22 protein-coding genes are annotated in these 21,468 nt (G+C 68.0%); 10 read left to right on the forward strand and 12 right to left on the reverse strand.

Annotation, left to right across the window (positions count from 1 at the left end):
* Position 1: 1 nt before the first annotated feature.
* On the reverse strand, positions 2-2,245 hold the full coding sequence (locus ACPTTF_RS21595) for a TonB-dependent receptor (protein WP_166962202.1): 2,244 nt from the start codon (positions 2,243-2,245) through the stop codon (positions 2-4).
* Between the two features lie 310 nt (positions 2,246-2,555).
* Between ACPTTF_RS21595 and ACPTTF_RS21600 the strand changes: the two genes are divergently transcribed.
* On the forward strand, positions 2,556-2,795 hold the full coding sequence (locus ACPTTF_RS21600; protein ID WP_059619278.1) for a FitA-like ribbon-helix-helix domain-containing protein: 240 nt from the start codon (positions 2,556-2,558) through the stop codon (positions 2,793-2,795).
* Positions 2,792-3,211, forward strand: coding sequence for a type II toxin-antitoxin system VapC family toxin (locus tag ACPTTF_RS21605; protein ID WP_423368118.1), 420 nt, complete (start codon positions 2,792-2,794; stop codon positions 3,209-3,211). Before ACPTTF_RS21600 ends, ACPTTF_RS21605 begins: the two co-directional genes overlap by 4 nt.
* A gap of 136 nt (positions 3,212-3,347) precedes the next feature.
* Here the strand turns inward: ACPTTF_RS21605 and ACPTTF_RS21610 are convergent, their stop codons facing one another.
* A complete protein-coding gene (locus ACPTTF_RS21610) occupies positions 3,348-4,643 on the reverse strand; it encodes an aspartate carbamoyltransferase (RefSeq protein ID WP_423368119.1) in 1,296 nt (431 codons plus the stop codon).
* Positions 4,644-4,876: 233 nt separating this feature from the next.
* On the opposite strand from ACPTTF_RS21610, the gene ACPTTF_RS21615 reads away from it, so the two are divergent.
* Positions 4,877-5,011, forward strand: a complete 135-nt coding sequence (locus tag ACPTTF_RS21615) for an entericidin A/B family lipoprotein (protein ID WP_009688930.1) — start codon at positions 4,877-4,879, stop codon at positions 5,009-5,011.
* A gap of 93 nt (positions 5,012-5,104) precedes the next feature.
* Here the strand turns inward: ACPTTF_RS21615 and ACPTTF_RS21620 are convergent, their stop codons facing one another.
* Positions 5,105-5,674: a permease gene (locus ACPTTF_RS21620; RefSeq protein WP_423368120.1), complete on the reverse strand. Its 570-nt coding sequence runs from the start codon at positions 5,672-5,674 to the stop codon at positions 5,105-5,107.
* Positions 5,675-5,911: 237 nt separating this feature from the next.
* A complete protein-coding gene (locus ACPTTF_RS21625; protein ID WP_423368121.1) occupies positions 5,912-6,871 on the reverse strand; it encodes a DMT family transporter in 960 nt (319 codons plus the stop codon).
* On the opposite strand from ACPTTF_RS21625, the gene ACPTTF_RS21630 reads away from it, so the two are divergent.
* On the forward strand, positions 6,870-7,232 hold the full coding sequence (locus tag ACPTTF_RS21630) for a hypothetical protein (RefSeq protein WP_423368122.1): 363 nt from the start codon (positions 6,870-6,872) through the stop codon (positions 7,230-7,232). The genes ACPTTF_RS21625 and ACPTTF_RS21630 overlap by 2 nt on opposite strands.
* On the opposite strand, the gene ACPTTF_RS21635 is transcribed toward ACPTTF_RS21630, so the two are convergent.
* Positions 7,216-8,010: an AraC family transcriptional regulator gene (locus ACPTTF_RS21635; protein WP_166950859.1), complete on the reverse strand. Its 795-nt coding sequence runs from the start codon at positions 8,008-8,010 to the stop codon at positions 7,216-7,218. The two genes, ACPTTF_RS21630 and ACPTTF_RS21635, sit on opposite strands and share 17 nt — an antisense overlap.
* A gap of 170 nt (positions 8,011-8,180) precedes the next feature.
* Between ACPTTF_RS21635 and ACPTTF_RS21640 the strand changes: the two genes are divergently transcribed.
* Both ACPTTF_RS21640 and ACPTTF_RS21645 read left to right on the forward strand, forming a co-directional pair.
* Complete coding sequence (locus ACPTTF_RS21640; RefSeq protein WP_423368123.1) at positions 8,181-9,014, forward strand: MoaF C-terminal domain-containing protein; 834 nt, start codon at positions 8,181-8,183, stop codon at positions 9,012-9,014.
* A complete protein-coding gene (locus tag ACPTTF_RS21645; RefSeq protein ID WP_166950862.1) occupies positions 9,011-9,820 on the forward strand; it encodes an SDR family oxidoreductase in 810 nt (269 codons plus the stop codon). The genes ACPTTF_RS21640 and ACPTTF_RS21645 overlap by 4 nt, the downstream gene beginning before the upstream one ends.
* A gap of 102 nt (positions 9,821-9,922) precedes the next feature.
* Here the strand turns inward: ACPTTF_RS21645 and ACPTTF_RS21650 are convergent, their stop codons facing one another.
* The 7 genes from ACPTTF_RS21650 to ACPTTF_RS21680 form a co-directional block, all read right to left on the reverse strand.
* Positions 9,923-10,405 (reverse strand): cupin domain-containing protein, encoded by a 483-nt coding sequence (locus ACPTTF_RS21650; protein WP_166950865.1) that lies wholly within the window; start codon positions 10,403-10,405, stop codon positions 9,923-9,925.
* Between the two features lie 277 nt (positions 10,406-10,682).
* Complete coding sequence (locus ACPTTF_RS21655) at positions 10,683-11,405, reverse strand: dihydrodipicolinate reductase (RefSeq protein ID WP_423368124.1); 723 nt, start codon at positions 11,403-11,405, stop codon at positions 10,683-10,685.
* A gap of 207 nt (positions 11,406-11,612) precedes the next feature.
* A complete protein-coding gene (locus tag ACPTTF_RS21660; RefSeq protein WP_423368125.1) occupies positions 11,613-12,380 on the reverse strand; it encodes a DUF4410 domain-containing protein in 768 nt (255 codons plus the stop codon).
* Between the two features lie 672 nt (positions 12,381-13,052).
* Positions 13,053-14,399: an ATP-binding protein gene (locus ACPTTF_RS21665; protein WP_423368126.1), complete on the reverse strand. Its 1,347-nt coding sequence runs from the start codon at positions 14,397-14,399 to the stop codon at positions 13,053-13,055.
* A complete protein-coding gene (locus ACPTTF_RS21670; protein ID WP_423368127.1) occupies positions 14,399-15,112 on the reverse strand; it encodes a response regulator in 714 nt (237 codons plus the stop codon). Before ACPTTF_RS21670 ends, ACPTTF_RS21665 begins: the two co-directional genes overlap by 1 nt.
* A 43-nt stretch (positions 15,113-15,155) precedes the next feature.
* Positions 15,156-15,461 (reverse strand): EF-hand domain-containing protein, encoded by a 306-nt coding sequence (locus tag ACPTTF_RS21675; protein ID WP_081058806.1) that lies wholly within the window; start codon positions 15,459-15,461, stop codon positions 15,156-15,158.
* Between the two features lie 89 nt (positions 15,462-15,550).
* Complete coding sequence (locus tag ACPTTF_RS21680; RefSeq protein ID WP_423368128.1) at positions 15,551-16,630, reverse strand: hypothetical protein; 1,080 nt, start codon at positions 16,628-16,630, stop codon at positions 15,551-15,553.
* 766 nt (positions 16,631-17,396) lie between these two features.
* Here ACPTTF_RS21680 and ACPTTF_RS21685 point away from each other — a divergent pair.
* From ACPTTF_RS21685 to creC, 4 genes are all read left to right on the forward strand, one after another.
* Entirely contained in the window at positions 17,397-18,305 is a 909-nt protein-coding gene (locus ACPTTF_RS21685; RefSeq protein ID WP_423368129.1) for a sterol desaturase family protein, read from the forward strand.
* Positions 18,306-18,410: 105 nt separating this feature from the next.
* A complete protein-coding gene (locus ACPTTF_RS21690; RefSeq protein ID WP_423368130.1) occupies positions 18,411-19,124 on the forward strand; it encodes an SDR family NAD(P)-dependent oxidoreductase in 714 nt (237 codons plus the stop codon).
* Positions 19,125-19,203: 79 nt separating this feature from the next.
* Positions 19,204-19,950, forward strand: coding sequence for a two-component system response regulator CreB (creB, locus tag ACPTTF_RS21695; protein WP_423368131.1), 747 nt, complete (start codon positions 19,204-19,206; stop codon positions 19,948-19,950).
* A 15-nt stretch (positions 19,951-19,965) separates the two neighbouring features.
* On the forward strand, positions 19,966-21,417 hold the full coding sequence (gene creC, locus ACPTTF_RS21700; protein ID WP_423368132.1) for a two-component system sensor histidine kinase CreC: 1,452 nt from the start codon (positions 19,966-19,968) through the stop codon (positions 21,415-21,417).
* Positions 21,418-21,468 lie beyond the last annotated feature (51 nt).

The raw sequence follows: 21,468 nt of genomic DNA on the forward strand, positions 1-21,468 counted from the left end.
ATCAGTAGCGCGCGTTCAGCGTGACGAACGCCGAGCGGCCCGGCGCGATCGACGCGTAGTGCGCCGGGTACGCCTGGTCGAAGTAGGTGCGGTTGAACAGGTTGTTCACGTTCAGCTGCAAGTCGAGCTTCTTGTTGATCCGGTACTGCGCCATCGCATCGAAGCGCCAGTACGACGGCACCGCGTGCTGGTTCGCGGTATCGCCGAACACCTGCGACATGTAGAACGCGCCGCCGCCGACGGTGAACTTCGGCGTCACGTCGTAGTTCGACCACATCGTGAAGCTGTGCTTCGGCGTGTTCGGGAAGCGGTTGCCGTTGTTCGCCGTGTCCTTGCCGTTGTCGCGCAGCTCGCTCTTCATGTACGTATAGCCGCCGAACAGTTGCCACTGCTTCGTGATCTGGCCGGCGACGCCGAGTTCGAGCCCCTGCACGCGCTTGTTGCCGACCATCGCGTACTGGTTGTTCGGCAGTGTGACGCGCGCGTTCGTCGTGTCGATCTGGAACAGCGCGGCGGTCAGTGCGAGCTTGTCGTTCAGCACGTTCCACTTCGTGCCGAGCTCGATGCTGCGATTCTTTTCCGGCGACAGCTGGTCGGCGTTCGAGCCGACGCCGCCGCGGCCCGGCGTGAGCGACTGCGTTTCGCTGCCTTCGCCGAGCATCATCCCGGCCGGCGTCGACGATGTTGCATACGACGCATAGATGCTGCCGTTCTGCGCCGGCTTGAACACGAGGCCGGCCTGCCAGTTCACGAGGGTGTCGTCGCGCGTGGTGGTCTTGCCGCCGTTGGCCTTGGTGTCGGTGAAGCGGGTCGAGTAGTCGTCGATGCGCACGCCGCCGTTGACCTGCCAGCGCGGCGTGATCTCGATCGTGTCGAAGCCGTAGATCGACTTCGTCACCGTGCGTGCATGCGCGTAGTCGTTGTTGCGCGTGATCGAGCCGGCCCACGGGTCGTTGGGATTCGGCGACCACAGGCTCGTGCAGTTGTAGCCCGATGCTGCGCCGATGCCGTTCTGGCAGATCTTGCCGTTCGCGGCGGCGACGTTGTACGTGTCGCGCTTGCCCCATTCGCGCGACAGCTCGATGCCGGTCGTGAAGCTGTGCTTGAGCGGGCCGGTGCGGAATTCGCCGAACAGCTCGGTCTGGTTCGCGATGCTGTTGATCGAGCTGTTGCGGGTGTTCGCGCGCCGCCAGACCTTGCCGTTGACCACGTTGCCCTGGCTGTCGTCCGGCTGCGTCCAGATGTAGTCCTGGGTGGATTCGGTGTAGCGCGTGGTGTTGCGGATCGTCAGCGACGACGTGATGTCGTGCTCGATCCTGAGCGTGCTGATGTCCGACGTCGTCTTGCGGAAGTCGCGGTCGACCAGGCCGTAGAAGTTGTGGCGGTCGACGGGCGCCGGGCCGTCGGTGGCGACGCCTTTCGGGAGGTTGAAGCCGTAGTAGTACGGGATGCCGCCGTCGGGCAGGTCGTCGGTGGACAGGTGGTAATAGCTCGCGACGACGCGCGTCGACGTGCCGAGGCCGAACGCGATCGACGGCGCGACGCCCCAGCGCTCGTTGTTGACCGCGTCGCGGCCGGCGACGTCGTTGTTGTGGCTCATCAGGTTCAGGCGGAACGCGGCGTGATCGGCGAACTGCCAGTTGCCGTCGGCCGTGAAGCGGCGATAGCGGTCGGTGCCGAGGCCCGCGCTCGCGGCGGCGGTGGTGCCGAGGTGCGGGGCCTTCGTGATCAGGTTGATGCTGCCGCCCGCGCCGCCGCGGCCGCCGTATGCGCCGTCGGAACCCTTGGTGATCTCGATGCGCTCGGTGTTGAAGATCTCGCGCGTCGTGGCGCCCGTGTCGCGCATGCCGTCGACGAACATGCTGCCCTGTGTGTCGTAGCCGCGGATGAACGGACGATCGCCGAGCGGGTTGCCGCCTTCGCCGGCGCCGAACGTGATGCCGGGCACGGTGCGCAGCGCTTCCGTCAGCGTTGACGCGCCGCTGTTCTGGATCAGTTCCTGCGGGATCACGGTGACGGATTTCGGCGTGTCGACGAGCGGCGCGGTGAATTTCGCGGAAGCGGAGAAGTCGGCCTTGTAGCTGTGCTCGGCCTTGCCCTGGACCTCGATCGGCGCGAGATGGCCTTCGGTGCTGGCGGGGGTGGGCGGCGGCGTGCCGTCTGCCGCGAATGCCGGGCTCGCGGCGAGCACGCTGCACAGGGTGGTGAACTTGCCGAGCTTCAGCTCGTCGGGACGTGACTTCATGGTGCGCTTCGACCTCGCGGTGTGGCCCCGGGGCGGTGCGCTGCGGAAATGTGCACGCCGTCGGGAATTATTACGATTTGTTTTCAGGCGGCATTCTATGTAATTTCAAGTTAAATGAGAAGCGTTCTTGTTCTCGTTTGTTGGGAAATTGTCAACGAATGTGGCGGGGTGGTTGCGGGGGCAAGATTGGCCGAATGGCCAGATGGGATGGGCTTGTCGGGCCGGTTAGCATGGCCATGTCGCGGTTCACTTGGTGTGACAGCAAAATGCTAATATGACTGCATTGAAAGCAATCTTGACGAGGCGCATCATGCCGGTGATCACCGTTCGAAATTTGCCCGATGAAGTGCATCGAGCACTTCGCATTCGCGCGGCCCAGCATGGGCGCAGCACCGAAGCCGAGGTACGCGACATTCTCGAACAGGCCGTTCTTCCAGGCGGGCGGCTCAAGCTGGGAACGATGCTGGCGGCAATCGGGCAGGAGGCCGGCGGATTCGATTTCGACGCCCAGCGCGACAAGACGCCTGCCGATCCGATGAGCTTCGAATGATCCTTGTTGATACGAATGTCATTTCCGAACCGCTACGACGCGAGCCGAGCGCGGCCGTGATCGAGTGGCTCGATGCCCAGAATGTCGAGACGCTGTTTCTGGCCGCGATCAGTCTCGCGGAAATACGGTTGGGCGTGGCTGTATTGCCCGAAGGGCGCCGGCGAGAGTGGCTGCATCAGAGCATCGAGCAGCGCGTGCTGCCATTGTTTCGAGGACGGATCCTGCCATTCGACGATGCTGCGAGCAAAGCGTATGCGAGCCTTCGTGCACGCGCCCGTGCCGCAGGTGCCGTAATCGCACCTTCCGATGGTTTTATCGCCGGCACGGCCGAGGCGAACGGCCTGATCGTCGCCACGCGCGACGTCACGCCGTTCGAGGCAATGGGAATTCGCGTAATCGACCCGTGGGCGCGCTAGCGAGCGCACGGCTGCCGGCCCCGCAGGTTGCCCCACAATTGAAAAACGCGCCGTACGATGCGGCGCGTTTTGCTTCAGGCAAGGGCGCCTGCCATCCTGAAACGATGGCAGGCGGGCGCGAGACCTGCGGCGCGGTTCAATCGACGCCGTGAAACACCGCGTCCTCCGGCCCGAGATACGCCGGCGGGCGCCACGTCGCGTCGCGCATCGAATGCTGGACGAGGTTCTCGACGCCGAGCAGTACCGCGAAGATCGCCATCCGCACCGGAATGCCGTTGTCGGTCTGGCGGAAGATCGCGAGGCGCGGGTCGCGGTTCAGGTCGACCGACAGGTCGTTCGCGCCGGGCCGGCTGTCGCGCGGCAGCGGATGCATGATCAGCGTGTCCGGTTTGCACACCGTATCGACGAGCGCCTGGTTGATCTGGAAATCCGGCGTGTAGCCTTCGAACGACTCGTCGGTGAAGCGCTCCTTCTGGATCCGCGTCGCGTAGACGACGTCCGCGCCGCGCAGCCCGGCCGCGAGGTCGGTCGTCTGTTCGATCACATGGCCGTTCGTCGAGATCTGGTCGACGATGTGGGCCGGCATCTCGAGCGTCGGCGGCGACACGAGCGTGAACTTCAGCCCGCGGTACAGCGCGAGCAGCTTGACGAGCGAGTGCACGGTGCGGCCGTACTTGAGGTCGCCGACCAGCGCGATGTGCGCGCCGTCGACGATCTTGCCGAGCCGCGAGAACTCGCGCTGGATCGTATAGAGATCGAGCAGCGCCTGGCTCGGGTGCTCGCCGGGCCCGTCACCGCCGTTGATTACGGGCAGGTTGGTCGCGCGCGCGAACTCGGCCACCGAGCCTTTCTCCGGGTGGCGGATCACGAGCGCGTCGACGTAGCCGGCCATCACGCGGCTCGTGTCGTAGATCGATTCGCCCTTGGCCATCGACGAGAACGTGAAGCCCGTCGTATCGCACACCGAGCCGCCGAGCCGGCAGAAGGCGGCCCCGAACGACACGCGCGTACGCGTGCTGGCCTCGAAGAACAGGTTGCCGAGCACGGCACCTTCCAGCACGCGCGAAATCTTGTGGCGGCGCGCGATCGGCTGCATCACGTCGGCCACGCGAAACAGCGCCTCGACCGACTCCCGCGAGAACTGATCCACCGACAGCAGTTGCGGCTTGCCTTCGAAAAAGAACTGCCGGGCGAGCCCCTGGTTATCTACGCTTTGCGTATAGTTTCCGCCTTCCGGTACCGAGCGTTCGACGATCTCCGATACGAAGCGCTCGACGATCTCGGGCATCCCGCGCGATTCCTGCGAATCGTCGGGCAGCAGCCAGGTGTCCAGTGCGCGCCGGCTGACGCCGATGCGGTTGGCGAACGCTTCGCGCGTCATGTTGAGGCGGCGCATGGCGTCGCGGAGGAAGGCTTGCTGGGGAACGGTCATCGGCGGCTCCTGACGGAAAATATACGCGGTGCGTATATTAGATCCTGGCGCGTTGAAGTCAAGGAAAATCTGCGCGAACCGGCTGTGTGGCCCGTGTGACATGGGGCGGGTTCGTACTGGCGCGTGGCGGCCGTCTCCGTATAATCAGGTCAGGCCCCGTGCCCTGCATCTTGTGGGGCGCCACGCCGCAAACGATTCGCCCGTCGGGCTTGTTGATTCGAAGGAGATTGGGAATGACGCGTACGATTGCTGCAATGCTGCTGGTGGTGACCGCCGCGCTCGCCGGTTGCAACACGGTCGCCGGCATGGGGCAGGACATTTCGAAGGGCGGCCAGGCGATCAGCGATACGGCTGAAAAGGCCAAGTAAGCCGACTGGTTCCGGAATGCAGAAGGCGCCGGGCCGTCCCGCGATTGCGGGGCGGCCCGGCGCTTTTTATTTGCTGCGTCGACGCCGGCGGCGTCACGCGTGTTCGACGAATGCGTAGCGGCCTTCGACCTTGCGCGGGGTGAACCAGCCGTAGTCGGGGAACATCCGGTTGCGGACGAACCACACGTAGCCCACCAGCAGGACCGTGACCACGAGGCTCGGCAGCGCGGTCGACGGACTGCGTCCGAGCTCGGCGATGGTCTTCGGCAACTGCACCAGCGACAACAGGATGAACGCGTGATAGGCGCCGACGCGGTGCGTCGCGAAGCCCCAGATGAACAGCAGCGACAGCAGCACGTTCAGCGCGAGCAACAGCATGACGAGGCCGTTGCCGAGTGCGCCCGAGACGCCGAGGTCGCCGGCTGTGGAGACGCCATAGGCGAACGTCAGGCCGTTCACGAGCTGGACGATGGCAAGTGCGACCAGGATCCGGACGTGCACCTTGTTCTTGCGGCAGCGTTCGGGATCGGGGCGCGCCGCAATCAGGCCGGCGAGCACACGATCCTTGAGCCCTTGTCCGGACAGATCAGCCAGTACGTCGGCCTTCCTCGTTCCCGCGGACATCAGCACCGCGATTCTTGTTTTGGCTTCCTTCCTGTTCATTGCGCGGCGGAGTGTCGTTCGATGGTCGTCAAAGGTCCGGTCCGCGAATATTGCATCTCGTCGGGTGGCACGCAACGGTTTTGCGGCGCGCGGACACATTCCTACAATCACCTGCGGCGGCGCGGGAACGCGGCGGAGCGACGCGGCCTGACCTGCGATGCTGCGATGCTGCGATGCTGCGATGAAGGCGATGAATGCGATGAACGCGATGAACGTGATGAACGTGATGAACGTAGATCAGTCGGCAGCGGTTGGTGCGGGGCCGGCCGGCCGTACCGGCTTCGCCGGCCGCGCATCGTGTGCGTCCGCGGGCGGTTCGCGCCGCCGTGTCGCGCCGACGACCATGCCCGCAACGACGAGCGCGATGCCCGCGACCCGCGTGCCGTTGAGCGCCTCGCCGAACAACGCAACCGCGAACAGCACGGCCGAGACCGGCGCGACTGCCGTGAACAGTGCGGCCTCGGTGCCGCTCGTGCGCGCCGAACCCGCATACCAGCACAGGTAGCCGAGCACGGTCGGCACCAGCGCGTAGTAGACGATTGCCGACACGGCGCCGGCCGTCCAGCCGGTCACCACCGCGCGCCATTCGAATGCGGCGGGCACGAGTGCGAGTACGAAGCCGAGGCCCGACATCGCGGTGGACAGCACAAGCGGCGGCAATGGTGCGGCAAGCCGCCGATTGAGCAGGATGAATACGGCTTCGCACGCGACCGCGGCCAGCACCAGCGCATCGCCGGCAAGCACGCGGAGCGACGGCAGCGCCTGGCCTGGCGCGAACGTGACGAACAGCACGCCGGCTGTTGCAAGCGCGGCGGCCACCCAGTCGCGCGGCGTCTGCCGCTCGCGCAGCACGACGGCCGCGATCAGCGTCGACATCGCGGGCAGCGTGCCGAGCATCACGCCAGCATCGAGCGGCGACGACAGCTTCGTGCCACTGATCAGCAGCACCGTATAACCGACGCCGCCCGCCGCAGCCTGGATGACGAGCAGCACGGCGTCGCGCGCGGAGATGCGCGGCCAGCGCATTCGCTGCGCGCGCATCAGCGCGAACAGCAACGGTGTCGCGATCAGGAAGCGCAGCGCCGTAGCTGCGAACGGTGGCAGGCCGCTTGCCGCGAGACGGCTCGCGATGACGGTGCTGCCAACGCCCGCCATTGCGGCGGCGAGGTAGAGATAGCCAATCAGTCGTGTCTTCATGCGCCGCATCGTCGCGTACGGCGGCTTTGCGCGTCTTGAACGAAATTGCAGCGGGCGCGGGAGCGTCGGGGGCAGTGCGTGGGGCCTTGCGCATCTGCGTCAGTGCAAACTGCTGCCGAAGCCGAAGCCGAAGCCGAAGCCGAAGCCGAAGCCGAAGCCGAAGCGGACGCCCAAGCCGACGCCCAAGCCGACGCCGACGCCCAAGCCCACGCCCAAGCCCACGCCCAAGCCCAAGCCCAAGCCCAAGCCCAAGCCCAAGCCCAAGCTGCGCCGGTTCCCGTTGACGCGGGACTCGCCTTCGATCGCCTTGCGCCTGATCGCGTTGCGCGGGGACGCCGCAGGCGTCAACCGGCCTGCGTAAACCGCCCCGGCGTGATCCCGAACTGGCGCGCGAACGCACGCGTCAGGTGGCTCTGGTCGGCAAAGCCGGCTTCGGCCGCGGCATCGGCGATCGGCAGGCCGCTGGCGAGCAGCGTGCGCGCCAGCCGCGCACGCGACTGGATCAGGTAGGCGTGCGGTGTGATGCCGAGTTCGCGGGCAAACCCGCGCAGCAGCTGAAAGCGGCTGACACCGCTCAGGTCGGCCAGCTCGGCGAGTGAAACGGGCGCGGCCGGTGCTGCGTCGAGCCGCTCCCGGGCGATGCGGATCGCAGGTGCAACGCCTGCCGCCGGCAGTGCGCGGTTCGCGTGCCGGGCGAGCAGCCCGGCGACGAGCATCACGAGCGCCTCGTCGCGGGCGAGCGGCTGGGATTCCCCCGCGACGATGCGCGCATGCAGCCGGCCGACGGCGGCCGAGAGCCGCGCGTCGCGCACCGCCGGATGCGCCAGTTCGACGCCGCCGAGGCCTTCTTCCGCCGCGACGCCCGCGACCAGCGCGGGCGCGAGGTACAGCATCCGCCAGCGCCGGCCCGTGCCGGCCTCGATCGGCGAGCCGTCGTGCACCTCGCCCGGGTTGACCATGATCGCGTCGCCGGCCAGTGCATCGACCTGCCCGCGGCCGCTCCACGACCGGTGCGCGCCGCTGACGATCACGCCGACCCCGAATTCGTCGTGCGCGTGGCGCGGAAACGCGCGGTCGGATTCGAGGCTGATTGCCTCGATGCCTTCGCCGGTCCGTCGGTAGTGGGTGACGTGGTGCATGTGCGCTCCTCGCGCCGGTCGGGGCGCGGATTTCGTGCACTTTAGCGCGTTCCGGCGCCGCGCGCCCTTCATCCTTTTGGCCGATACCGCGCGTCGCGCACAGCCCGCACCATGTGCACATCAGCAGCGTACACGGCCCGCCGGGCCTGAAGCTGCGCGGGAGACGGCAGATGGAACGACAGGATCCGGTATTCATTCAGGTTGGCGCGCTCGCGGACGGCTTCGCGCCGGAAGCGAACATCCTCGCATCCGTCGACGCGCTCGCCGGGCATACGCTTGCGCTCGGCGACGCGTCGGGGGCGTGGCGGGTCTACACGTTCGAGCCGGGCGCGCTGCAGTGGCGCGACGCGGCGACCGATACAGGCGGCCGCGAGCCGTGCCGCGTGACGCGGTTGCGCAACGGGCTGTACTTCGTCGACTACATCGATTCGGCCGCCCGCGCGACGTCGGTCAGTCTCGTGATCGATCTCGACGACGGTGTATGGACGTCGGTTGTCGGCACACTGCCGACCGAAGCCGACACGCGCATCGACGCATTCACGCGGGTTGCGCGCGGGCTGCCGCTGACGGGCGTCGAGGCGAGTTTCCGGCATGGCACGCTCGGCGACCACACGCAGCCGGGGCTGCTGCATGGGCCCACGCACGAGTTGATCGGCAAGCGGACGATGTACCGCTACAGCCCGACCGAATGCTACGAGCACATCTACCTGAACGAGAACTTCTACGCGTGGCAGTGCCTGCAGGGTGTCGAGGGCGGGCTGGCCGATGTCGACCGCTGTCATTACTTCAGGATTGCAGACGAGCTGTATCTGTTCGTGTGGCGCGAAAAGGTGGTGCCGACGCTCGGCGTCGTGCTGATCGACCTCGCGCAGCGCAAGACCGACGGCAAGATCTTCGGCTACCAGGGCGGCGATTTCGGCACGCTGTCGAACTTCCCGATCGGCGCGCATGCGCAGGTGCTGAACGACACCGTGCATCCGCTCGACGGCGAGGCGCGGCGATGAAGGCCGTGCCGGGCAGCGGCCGCCTGCGGGCGGATTTCAGCGGGCGCGTCGTGCTCGTCACGGGCGCCGCGCAGGGGATCGGCGCGGCGATCGCGCGCCGTTTCGCGGAATCCGACGCGTTCGTCGCGCTCGCCGACCTGAACGGCGAGGCCGCCGCCGCGCAGGCCGACGCGCTCGCGAGCACGGGCGGCGAGGCGCGCGCCTATCGGGTGGATGCGGCCAGCCGCGACGAACTGGGCGCCCTGGTCGCCGCAGTCGAGCGCGACGGCGGCCGGCTCGATGTCGTCGTCCACAATGCCGCGTATTTTCCGCTGACACCATTTACGCAGATCGACGAGGCGACACTCGACCGGACGCTGTCGGTCAACCTGTCGGCGCTGTTCTGGCTCGCGCAGGCCGCGTTGCCGGCCTTCGGGCGCGCGGGCGCGGGGCGGCTGCTCGTCACGTCGTCGGTGACGGGGCCGCGCGTCGCGTATCCGGGGCTCGCGCATTACGCGGCGTCGAAGGCCGGCGTGAACGGCTTCATTCGCGCGGCGGCGCTGGAGCTCGCGCGCCGCAACGTGACGGTGAACGGTGTCGAGCCGGGCATGATCCGCACGCCGGCGGCCGGTAATCTCGGCGACGCGTCGGTCGCGGCGCAGATCGCGCGCGACATTCCGCTCGCGCGGATGGGCGAGCCAGAAGATATCGCGAACGCGATGCTGTTTCTCGCGTCGGCCGATGCCGCGTACATCACGGGGCAGACGATCGTCGTCGATGGTGGTGCGACGTTGCCCGAGAGCGGGGCGGTGCTTGGTGGCGAGTGACGGTAGACCGGCTAACGAGCCGCAGAACGGGGCGGCCACGGCGCCCGCTGCGAACTCGTGCTGCAGGCTCGGTATGTTCCGTCGGGGGCATCTTCGCGAGCGTCAGTCCGGCATCCCGTCATGGTCCCCGAGCGGCCTGGCGGGCCAGTCCACCCAGCGATCCGCGCGGGTGAACTCGTACGCTTCGTTCTTCGGGTAGCGGATGCGGTTGTCGTCGCGTGGGCGTTCACCGATCACCATCAGCCTGACTTCGTCCTTCGTGTTGTTGATGAAGGTGTGACAGATGCCGGTGCCCGCCGGAAAGGCGACGGAATCGCCTTCGGCAACGGGGTGAAGCACGCCGTCGATCCAGACATCGGGCTTGCCCTCTAGCACGTACACAAACTCCTGTTCGGTGCTTTCGGCATGCGGATATGACGTCCGCCGACCCGGCAGGAGCCTCACGTGGTGAATGCCGATACGCGTGATGCCGAGTTCGGCGGAAAGCGGTGCGTCCAGCGCCATCGGCTCGGTGTCGCCGCGATAGCAATGCGCTTCCGGTTCTTCGAGCTCGGTCCAGTGCTTGATGAAATCGGGGCGGGTCATCGGGTGCTCTCCTTTCGGGGGGATGTCGAGGGTCGTGGTTCAGGCACCGACGTCAGCAGTGATTCGCGCCCCATCTCGGCGAATGGACCTCGGCCGATAACTTACCAGCCAATACGAGATGACGGTTGCTCGTTGCGGCTTCCGGGCGGTGGGATGCATGCCCGGAAGCCGCAGTCGAAGCGATCGGTGACATCCACGGCATTTCGCGACGAACCTTTTTGCGCTGCGCAAATGCCGTGCGCGACGCGCGCGTGCCGACCGCCGCGTATCGCCGCGACTACAGCCAGCCGTTGCGGATGAACTCGACGATCGAATAACGGCGGTGCTCGAGATCGTGCTGCCGGACGGCGTCGACGATGCGCGATACGCCGTCCGCGTAAGGTGTTGCGCCCACCACGCGCGATTCGAACTGCAGGCTGCACGCACCGTCGTCGATGCGGATCCGGTGAATCGCGTGGCGGCCGAGCTGATCATCGGCGACGGCGAATTCGCTGCGCTGCACGTCCGGGTCGCGCACGGAGCGGATGTCTTCCGGCCGCACGCCGAGCGACTGGCCGATCCCGACGGCCGTGCCCGGGACGGACGTCTTGCCCGCCTGGTGCGACTCCGTCAGGCTGATCCGGCAGTCGTGAAACAGGTGGCCGCTGGTTTCCAGCATGCTCATGAACTTGAGCATCAGGATGTTCGTGTTCGGACACAGCACGATCGGGAAAGCGTGCGAGCCGGTTTCGAGCTCGGAGCCGGTCGACAGCTCGACGAGCGGCGATGCGGTGGCCTCGCAGAACGCGATTACGTCAGCGAGTTCGCGGCCGGAACCGGCATGCACGACGATCGAGCGGGCGTCGATACATCGGGCGTCGCTACGCCGTGCGTCGTCACGCTGCGCATCGTTGTGCACGCTGTCCGACCACGCCATCACGCGACAGGTTGCCGGGTCGAGCCGGTGAGCGCCGAGCAGTTCGCTGGCCAGCTTGCCGGTTCCTACGACGAGTACTTGCATGGAATTGACGGGGTGAGGTTCAGGATTCGGGACGGGAAATGCGCCGGCCTTCGGGTTGCCCGGCACGGTCGCGGCGCGTGGCGCCGCGGCGGCTGCACGCATTATGCCCGGCCGCCCGCCAGCGCGCCCGCGAGGGCCGCGTGGGGCGCGGGTGGCGATGCGATGCAATGTAATGCGGTGCGGTGCGGTGCGGTGCGGTGCGGTGCGTCAGCTCGCCGACACCGTCGGCAGCCACGTGTTCGCCGCGTTCTGCGTGGCGAGCTGCTTTGCGATCGAGCGCGCGAGGCGGTCCGTATCGGAGGCCACCGTGTCGTGCTTCGTTTCCGATACGCCATGCAGGCCGGCGCCGACCGCTGCCGACGTCGCGAGGCGGCCGGCCGCCGCGCCGACCCCGGCGGTTTCCACCATGCCGGGCAGGTGGCCGCTGTTCGCGCTCGACGAGAACGTGCCGAGCGGCTGCGGCGTGCCATGCGCCGGCTGGAACAGCACGGTGACCGATGCCTTCACTTCGCTCTTGCCCGCACCGAGCCCGATCAGGGTGCGGCGGCGGCGGTTGCCCGCGTCGATCGACTCGAACCGGCCTTCGACCACCAGCGCATCGCGGCCGTCGGGCACCGGGCCGCGCAGCGCGGGGATGCCTTGCGAGCGGAGTTCGCGCACGAGTGCGTCGGCGAGCTGCTCACGGGTCTTCAGCGCGCTCTGCTGGCGCTGCACGTCGGCGGACGAACCGCTCGCGAGGGTCGCGAGCTTGCTGATCATCCCGCCGTCGACCTTGACGTCGGTCGTGTCCACGTCGAACGGGGACACGTAGAGGACGTCCGCATGAACCTGCGGCTGCGTGCGGGCCGCGGGCGCGGTGTTCATGGTCGTGGTCGCGGTCGAAGCGCAGCCGCCCATCGCGAGCGCGCTGGCGATCAGCGCGGCGCTGGTCAGACGTTTGGTGTGGGTGGCAAGTGCGTGAAGGGAAGTGAACATGTCGATCTCCGTGGCCTGGATGAAGTTGCCGATACTGTCGCGGCATTCAGGAACGCGAACGATCGGAAGCGGGGCGTGATCGCTGGCGAGGGAGAGGTTTCATGCCGTTGCGCAACACGCAGGCGCAAGTATGCGGAGGTCGGGTGTGATGCGCCACGCAGGAATTATGTCGGCGCATGTCACGTGCCGCTGCGCGCGGACACGCTGGGCCGTCGGAGCGTCGGAACGCTAGAGCGCCAGAGCGCCAGAGCGCCAGAACGCCAGAACGCCAGAACGCCAGAACGCCAGAACGCCAGAACGCCAGAACGCCAGAACGCCAGAACGCCAGAACGCCAGAACGCCAGGCAGCAAGTCAGCAAGGCAGCAAGTCAGCAAGTCAGCAAGTCAGCAAGTCAGCAAGTCAGCAAGTCAGCAAGTCAGCAAGTCAGCAAGTCAGCAAGTCAGCAAGTCAGCAAGTCAGCAAGGCAGCAAGGCAGCAAGGCAGCAAGGCAGCAAGGCAGCAAGGCAGCAAGGCAGCAAGGCAGCAAGGCAGCAAGGCAGCAAGGCAGCAAGGCAGCAAGGCAGCAAGGCAGCAAGGCAGCAAGGCAGCAAGGCAGCAAGGCAGCAAGGCAGCAGGGCAGCAGGGCAGCAGGGCAGACGGGCAACAAGGCAGACGGACAGACGGACAGTCCATCAGCCCGATAGCCCCCGCCTCGCCTGCCCGGACGAATCGAGCGGCAGCGCGACGACGGCCTCCAGCCCGCCGCCATCGCGGTCGCGGAACGTCAGCGAGCCGCCGTGCAGGCGGGCGATCCGCTCGACGATCGCAAGGCCCAAGCCCGTGCCGCCCGCGTGGCTGCGTGCGTTCGCGCCCCGGCTGAATGGCGCCTTGAGCCGTTCGAGTTCGGCTGCGCCGATGCCGTTGCCGCGATCGCTGACCACGGCATACGCGATCCCGCGTTCGGTCCAGGTGCGCACACCAAGGCCCGTGCGGCCATAGACGACCGCGTTCTGCATCAGGTTCATCAGCAGCCGCATCAGGCTGATCGGACGAAACGCGAACATGGGCACCTCGCCTTCGTCGAATTCGAATTCGTGGCCTAGCCCCGCGAAATCCGCGACGAGCTGGCCGATCAGCGCATTCAGGTCGCCGGTTTGCGGCGTTTCGCGCTCGCCGCTGCCCGCGTAGTCCATGAATTGCTGCAGGATCGTATCGATCTGGTCCAGGTAGTGCTCGGCCGATGCGGTGAGCGCGTCGTGCGTGCCGCGCGGCAGCGCCATCGCGATCGCCAGGCGCAGCTTGGTGAGCGGCGTGCGGATGTCGTGCGACACGCCGGCCAGCATCAGCGAACGGGTCGCTTCCGCCTGTTGCAGCGCGTCGGCCATCTGGTTGAACGCGCGGCTCACGTCGGCGATTTCGGTCGGGCCGTCGGTGGGCAGCGGCGGCGGGCGCTCGCCCGCGCTCACGCGCTGCGCCGCACGCGCCAGCGCGTCGAGCGGCCGGTTCAGGTGGAGCTGGATCAGGTAGCCGGTCAGCGCCGCGAGCAACGCCAGCCCGACCGACAGCACGAGGGCCGTCGTGATGCCACTCGCCTGCGCGTCGGCGGCCATCGGCAGCGGCACCCAGACGGGCGAGCCGGCCGCATGCAGCCGGATCCACAGGCGCTCGTCGTCGCCCGACTGCCAGCGCGCCGGGAGGTCCGGCGGCAAGTGGCGTTCGAGCGCCTGCATGAACACGTCGCGCTGCCAGGTGCGGAAGAAGGCCGCCAGGTTCGGCGCTTGCGGCGGTGCGGCGGGCGGCAGCGCGGCCTGGCCGCCGAACTGCGCGACGACCGTGCGGCCGGCGTCGGGCGGCAGGCCGGCGAGCGTGCGGTCGAGCAATTGCACGTAGTCGGAGAAGACGATCGAGGCCCGCTCGATGCGCGGGCGCTGCACGTAGTGCAGTAGCACGGTGAGCGAACAGGCGAGCGACAGCGCGACGAGCGCCACCAGCAGCGCGATGTTGCGCGCGAGCAGCGAGCGCGGCAGCGGGATGCGCATCACGACTCGATGCCGGCCACCAGCATGTAGCCGATGCCCCAGACGGTCTTGATGAAGCGCGGCTTGCCGGGATCGTCCTCGACGATCTGGCGCAGCCGCAGGATCTGTACGTCGACGCTGCGGTCGAGTGCGGCATGGTCGCGGCCGCGCGCACGGGCGAGCAGGTTCTCGCGGCTCACCGCGCGATTCGGCGACGAGCCGAGCGCGTGCAACAACAGCATTTGCGCCGAATGGATCTCGACGGGCGTGCCGTCGCGCATCAGCGCCTGCTGGCCGACGTCGAACGTGAACGCGCCGAAACGCAAGCGCTGTGAAGTGACCGTCGGTTCGCCGGCCGCCATCTTCTGCCGCCGCAGCAGCGCGCGGACGCGGGCCACGAGTTCGTCGGGGAGAAACGGCTTCGCCAGGTAATCGTCGGCGCCCGTCTCGAGGCCGACGACCTTGTCCGCGGCATCGCCTTTCGCGGTGAGCATCAGGATCGGCAGCGTCTGGCCTTCGGCACGCAGGCGCCGGCACACGCTCAGGCCGTCCTCGGGTTCCATCATCAGGTCGAGCACCAGTAGGTCGTACGGTTCGCGCTGCAGCAGGCGGTCGAGCCGCTTGCCGTCGGCGACCGCGCGGACCTGGAAGCCGTGGCCGGTCAGGAAGCGCTGCAGCATGTTGCGCAACTCGGCTTCGTCGTCGAGCACGACGATCCTGCAGGACTGTTCCATCGCTTGCCTCCCGGTGCGTGCGCGGCCGGATCGTCGTGCGGGCTCAACGGGCCGCCATGCGCTGGCGCATGAAGCCGGCGAGCTGTTCGAGCGTGACGTAGCCGTTGTGCTGCGTGTCGATTTCGTCGAAATGCTGCGCGACCATCGGCATGCCCGCGGCGGCCTGCTCGCGGGTGAGCCTGCCGTCATGCGTCGTGTTCGCGCTGGCGAAGCGGGCCTGCAGCTGCATCAGCGCACGTTCGACGCGTGCACCGCCGTTCGCCGCGCCGGGCGGCACCTGCTGGGCCGACGCTGCTGCTGAGACGATACACAAAACGACGACGGCAATCATCTTCTTGATGGACTTCATGGGGTTTCTCCTTGCGTGGCCGACGGTCTGCGCCGGCCGGGTGGTTGATGAAACGGATGGAAAACGAAACAAGACGGAGCGGTGCCGGATCATGCCCAGTGCGCGGGCACCCACATGCGGCCGGCCCAGTGGCCGGGCACCCAGACGACGGCGCGCGGCGGGTGAGCGACATACACGGCGCGCGGGGCGACGTACACGGCACGCGGCAGCGGCGGCGCGAGGTACAGGACCTTCGGCGGCGGCGGCGCGACGTAGACGACGCGCGGCGCGGGTGCGACCACGACGGCCTTCGGCGGCGCAACATGCACGACCTTCGGCGGCGGCGTGACGACGACGGCGGCAGGCGGGGGCGGTGGGGGCGTGACCACGACGGCGGCAGGTGCCGGCGCAGGTGCCACGACAGCGACCGTGGCGGCGGGCGGCGGAGTCGTCACGACCACCGCGGCGGGCGGAGGCGGCACGACGGGCACGGGCACCGGGACAGGAACCGGCACCGTAGCGCCGGCCACGACGACCGTGCCGCCTGCCGCCGTGCTGCCGTGGATCACGGTCGTGCCGCCGGTCGAGACCGTGCCGCCGTGTACGACCGTCGAGCCCCCCGACGTCGTCACGACGCCCGGCGCCACGCGCGTCGCGCTGCCGGAATGCGTGACGCTTGCGCCGTCGGCGCCCGTCACGGTGCCCGAGCGCGAGCAGGTCGAGCCCGCGCAATTCGTCGACGCGGTGTGGCTGGCCGTATTGCCGTTCGATCCCGTGATCGTGCCGCTCGACGAATACTGGCCCGCGCCGTTGCGCGTCACGCTGCCCGACGTCGTTGCGCTGCGACCGTCCGAGCCCGTCAGCGAACCGGTATGCGAGCAGGTGCCGTCGGCGCAGCTCGTGTCGCCGCTGTGTTCGACCGAGCGCCCGTTCGGGCCGACGGCCGTGCCGCTGTTCGAGAACTGGCCGGGCGCGGTGCGCGTGACGGTGCCGGTATTGGTCGCGATCCCGCCGCCGGGGCCGATCACGCCGCCTGCATGCGAGCAGCTGCCGCCGCCGCACGAACCGGCGTGTGCGCCGTTGTAGGTGCCGCGCGGCGTGTACGCGGTGCCGTGGCCGGACCAGCCGGCGAAGGCCGGCGCGCAGGTGAGGGCGAGTGCGGCGGCGGTGACGAGGAAGCGGGTTTTCATCGGGTGTCCTTGCGGTTCGTTTCGGTGCACGCAGTGGCGTGGCGACGGGACGAACTTTAGGGCGACGACACGCGCCCGTCGCGTCATAAAAGATGTCGCGGTGTTACACGTGGCGTGCTGTTTCGAGGTACGACGAATGCGTGTGCCGACCGCGCCGATCGCGGGCATGCCGCGCCGGGCAAGGTTTCCGGCGATGCGGTCGCGTGAAGGCACAGTGCAGCGGTATGGGGCGGAACGTGTCGTGCGCAGCGCGAAAGTGTGTCGAGGTGACACGCGGTGACATATTTGCCGGCTGATCCATGCGTGTGTCGTGTCGAGCCGCATCACGCGAATTGAACGCATCCAGTTGAACGCATGCAGTACGCCACGTGCGACCGGAACCGGCCTCTCCGCAACATGGCGCGGCGGTCGCATACCGTCCGAGGAATCGGTTTCCGGATACCTCCTGACGGCCGTGTTCGTATGTCGCGCAGGTTTATCCGTCGGCCAATGTCATGTTGTGTGCACCGTCTACCGGCTTCATCACGACATGCGGCGACACATTTCCCGCCGGACATGCACATGCGCGGCCGCAAACCGTCCCGGCTTCCGCTCCTTGGCGCCTGTGGCCGCCACGCATCACCTGCATGCCCTTCACCGCGACATACGGCGACATATTTCCCGCGTGGTCTTTCCATTCCACGCCCACTACAGTGCGTTCCATTCGACGCGATGGCAGCCCGTGCGGCCCGTGACGCGTCCGACTCAACCGAAGGAACGACCCATCATGCTCACGACCACCGGAAAGCTCGCGTACTACGTCACGCTCTTCATCGTCGCCGTCTCGCTCGTCGAGGCGGCCGTGCTCACCTGGCGCCGCGCCCGCGGGCCCGAACCATTCGACTGGAACGAGGTGTGGCTGTCGCTCGCCGATCTCGCGGGCCGCAAGCTGCTCGCGCTGGTGCCGCTGTCGCTCGCCACGCCGCTGTTCGATTTCGCGTGGGCGCACCGGCTCTTCACGATCCCGCTCCACAGCGTCGCGCTCGCGCTGCTCGTGTTCGTCGGCCAGGAGTTCTGCTACTACTGGTATCACCGCGCGTCGCACCGCGTGCGCTTCTTCTGGTCGACCCATGCGGTGCATCACTCGCCGAACCAGTTGACGCTGTCGTCCGCATTTCGCCTCGGCTGGACCGGCAAGATCGCCGGCGCCGCGATGTTCTTCACGCCGCTCGTGTGGCTCGGCGTGCGTCCGGAAGCCGTGCTCGCGATCCTGTCGTTCAACCTGATGTACCAGTTCTGGCTGCACAACACGTGGATGCCGAAGCTCGGCTGGCTCGAATACGTGTTCAACACGCCGTCCGCGCACCGCGTGCACCACGCGTCGAACCTCGACTATCTCGATGCGAACTACGGCGGCGTGCTGATCGTGTTCGACCGGCTGTTCGGCACCTATGTCGCCGAACGCGCCGACGAGCCGTGCCGTTTCGGCCTCGTCACGCCGACCCGTTCGCGCAATCCGTTCGTCGTCGAGCTGGAGCACTGGGCGAGCCTCGCCCGCGACGTCGCGACGGCCCGCGACGTGTGGACGGCGATCCGCTTCGTGCTGCTGCCGCCGGGCTGGCGCCCGGACAACCAGGGCGAAACGACGGAAGAACTGCGCCGCCGCAGCCTCGTCGCCGTGCGCACGGATGCGTGAACGCGCTACGCTGTGTCGAATTGCCGGCCGCGCATGCATGCCGCGGCCGGCATGACCCATGCAACATGCATCATCAAGCAACCCTCGATCCAGGAGAAAACATCGATGGAACACGATCTCAAAGGCAAGGCAGTCGCGATCACCGGCGGATTCGGCCATCTGGGCGTCGCGACGGCCGCGTGGCTCGGCGCGCGCGGTGCACGCGTCGCGCTGATCGGCCGCGGCGCGGCGCCGGCGGCAGCGGCACTGCCCGGCGTGCCGGCCGACGCGCTGCGCATCGGCGGCATCGATCTCGTCGATCCGCAGGCCGCCGCGCAGGCGCTCGATACCGTGCAGCGCGAATTCGGCCGGGTCGACGCGCTGTTGAACATCGCGGGCGCGTTCGTGTGGCAGACGATTGCCGACGGCGACGCCGCCACCTGGGACCGCATGTACGAACTGAACGTGAAGACCGCGCTGAACGCATCGAAGGCCGCGCTGCCGCACCTGCTGGCGAGCCCGGCCGGGCGCGTCGTCAACATCGGCGCGGGCGCGGCGTTCAAGGCCGGCGCGGGGATGGGCGCCTATGCGGCCGCGAAGGCCGGCGTCGCGCGGCTCACCGAGGCACTGGCGGCCGAACTGCTCGACCATGGCGTGACGGTGAACGCGATCCTGCCGAGCATCATCGATACGCCGCCGAACCGCGCGGACATGCCGGACGCGGATTTCACGCGCTGGGTGCGGCTGGAACAGATCGCGGCGACGATCGGGTTCCTGCTGTCGGCCGACGCGCAGGCGATCACCGGCGCGTCGATTCCAGTGACCGGCCGCGTGGCGTAGCGCGACGGGCAGGGGCTCGCGCCGCGGCCGGCCGTGCGTACAATGTCGCACCGGACACGCGCGAGCCCAGCCTGAGACCATGCATCAACCCAATATCCTGATCGTCGAAGATGAAGTGGCGATCGCGGACACGATCGTCTACGCCCTCGGTACCGACGGCATGCAGACCGTCCACTGCACCCTCGGGCAGGCGGCGCTCGACAGCCTGCGCGATGCGCGCTTCGATCTCGTCGTGCTCGACGTCGGCCTGCCGGACCTCAGCGGTTTCGAAGTGTGTCGGCGGCTGCGCACGTTCTCCGACGTGCCGGTGATCTTCCTCACGGCGCGGCACGATGAAATCGACCGGATCGTCGGGCTCGAAATCGGCGCCGACGATTACGTGGTCAAGCCGTTTTCGCCACGCGAGCTGGCGGCGCGGGTGCGCGTGATCCTGCGGCGTTTCTACCGGACGGCCGCACCCGAATCGACGCCCGCGCCCGCGCCTGCATCGGCATCGACACCCGTACCGGCACCGGCACCGGCACCGGCCGAGACAACCGCGCCGGGCTTCACGCTCGATACCGCTGGCGCGCGCGTGTCGTGGCTCGGCCACGCACTGGATCTCACGCGCTACGAATTCGGGCTGCTGGCGCTGCTGGTCCGGCATCCCGGGCGCATCTATTCGCGCGAGCAGTTGATGGATCTCGTGTGGCACGAGGCATTCGATTCCGCCGACCGCACGGTCGACACGCACATCAAGACGCTGCGCGCCAAGCTGCGCGCGATCGACCCCGAGCGCGACCCGATCCGCACGCATCGCGGGATGGGTTATTCGCTGCAACCGTAACGACCGGCACCGCCCATGCATATCGGCCTGCGCATCTTCTTCGGCTTTTTTCTGATCGTCGGCCTGGCCGCGCTGATCACGTTGCGTGTGTTCGTGCAGGAGGTGAAGCCCGGCGTGCGCGAGGCGATGGAGGACACGCTCGTCGATACCGCACAGGTGCTCGCGACGCTGGCCGCCGACGACATGGCCAGCGGCCATATCGCCGACGGCGCTTTCGCGCGGCAGCTCGCGACACTGCACGAACGCCCGGTCAGCGCGAACGTGTGGGGCGTGCAGAAGAACGTGATCGGTTACCGTCTCTACATCACCGATGCGCACGGCATCGTGCGCTACGACTCGACCGGCCGCGCGCTCGGGCAGGACTATTCGCGCTGGAACGACGTATACCGGACGCTGCGCGGCGAATACGGCGCGCGCAGCACACGCAGCGATCCGAATGACGACAGCAGCACCGTGATGCACGTGGCGGCACCGATCCGGCGCGGCAACGAGATCATCGGCGTGCTGACGATCGCGAAGCCGAACCAGACGGTCGCGCCGTTCATCGCGCGCAGCCAGCGCAAGATCATGCTGTACGGCGCGCTGCTGATGGGCGGCGCGATCCTGATCGGCGTCGCGTGCACCTGGTGGCTGGTGGTCGGGCTGCGTCGCCTGCAGCGCTATGCGCGCGCGATTGCGGCGGGCGAGCGGGCCGACATGCCGCTGCAGGGCGCGAGCGAGCTGGCCGAGCTCGGGCGCGCGGTGGAAAGCATGCATCAGCGGCTGGAGGACCGGCAGTACGTCGAAACCTACATCCACACGCTCACGCACGAGATGAAAAGCCCGCTGGCGGCGATCAGCGGCGCGGCCGAACTGCTGCAGGAAGACATGCCGGTTGCGAACCGCCGGCGCTTCACCGAGAACATCCGCCGTCAGGCCGGCCGCCTCGAACAGATGATCCGCAAGCTGCTCGCGCTCGCCGAAGTCGAGCAGAAGCAGCGCCTGTCGGTGCGCGAACCGGTCGCGCTGCGGCCGGTGCTCGACCAGCTCGTCGACGATATCGAGCCGCGCGCGCGGCAGCGCGGCGTGAACCTGGCGATCGACGCGAACGACACGGCCGACCCGGCGGTCGTCGAAGGCGATCCGTTCCTGCTGCGCCAGGCGCTCGGCAACCTGCTCGACAACGCGCTGGATTTCGCGCCGCGGGGCAGCACGATCCGCATCGCGCTCGAACGGCAGGCGGCGGGCAGGGCGCATGTCGCGATCGTGCGCGTGGCCGATGACGGCCCCGGCGTGCCCGACTACGCACTGGCGCGCGTGTTCGAGCGTTTCTATTCGCTGCCACGCCCCGACGGGCAGGATCGCAGCACGGGCCTCGGGCTGTGTTTCGTCCGCGAGGTCGCGATGCTGCACCGCGGCCAGGTCGCGCTCGCGAACCGCGACGAAGGCGGCGCGTGCGCGACGCTCACGCTGCCGTCGGCGGCCTGAGCGCGCTTCACGTTCGCCACACATTCGCTTCACACCGGCTTCAATCGCCCT

This window comes from Burkholderia crassaminum (assembly GCF_964265005.1).
Lineage (GTDB): Bacteria > Pseudomonadota > Gammaproteobacteria > Burkholderiales > Burkholderiaceae > Burkholderia.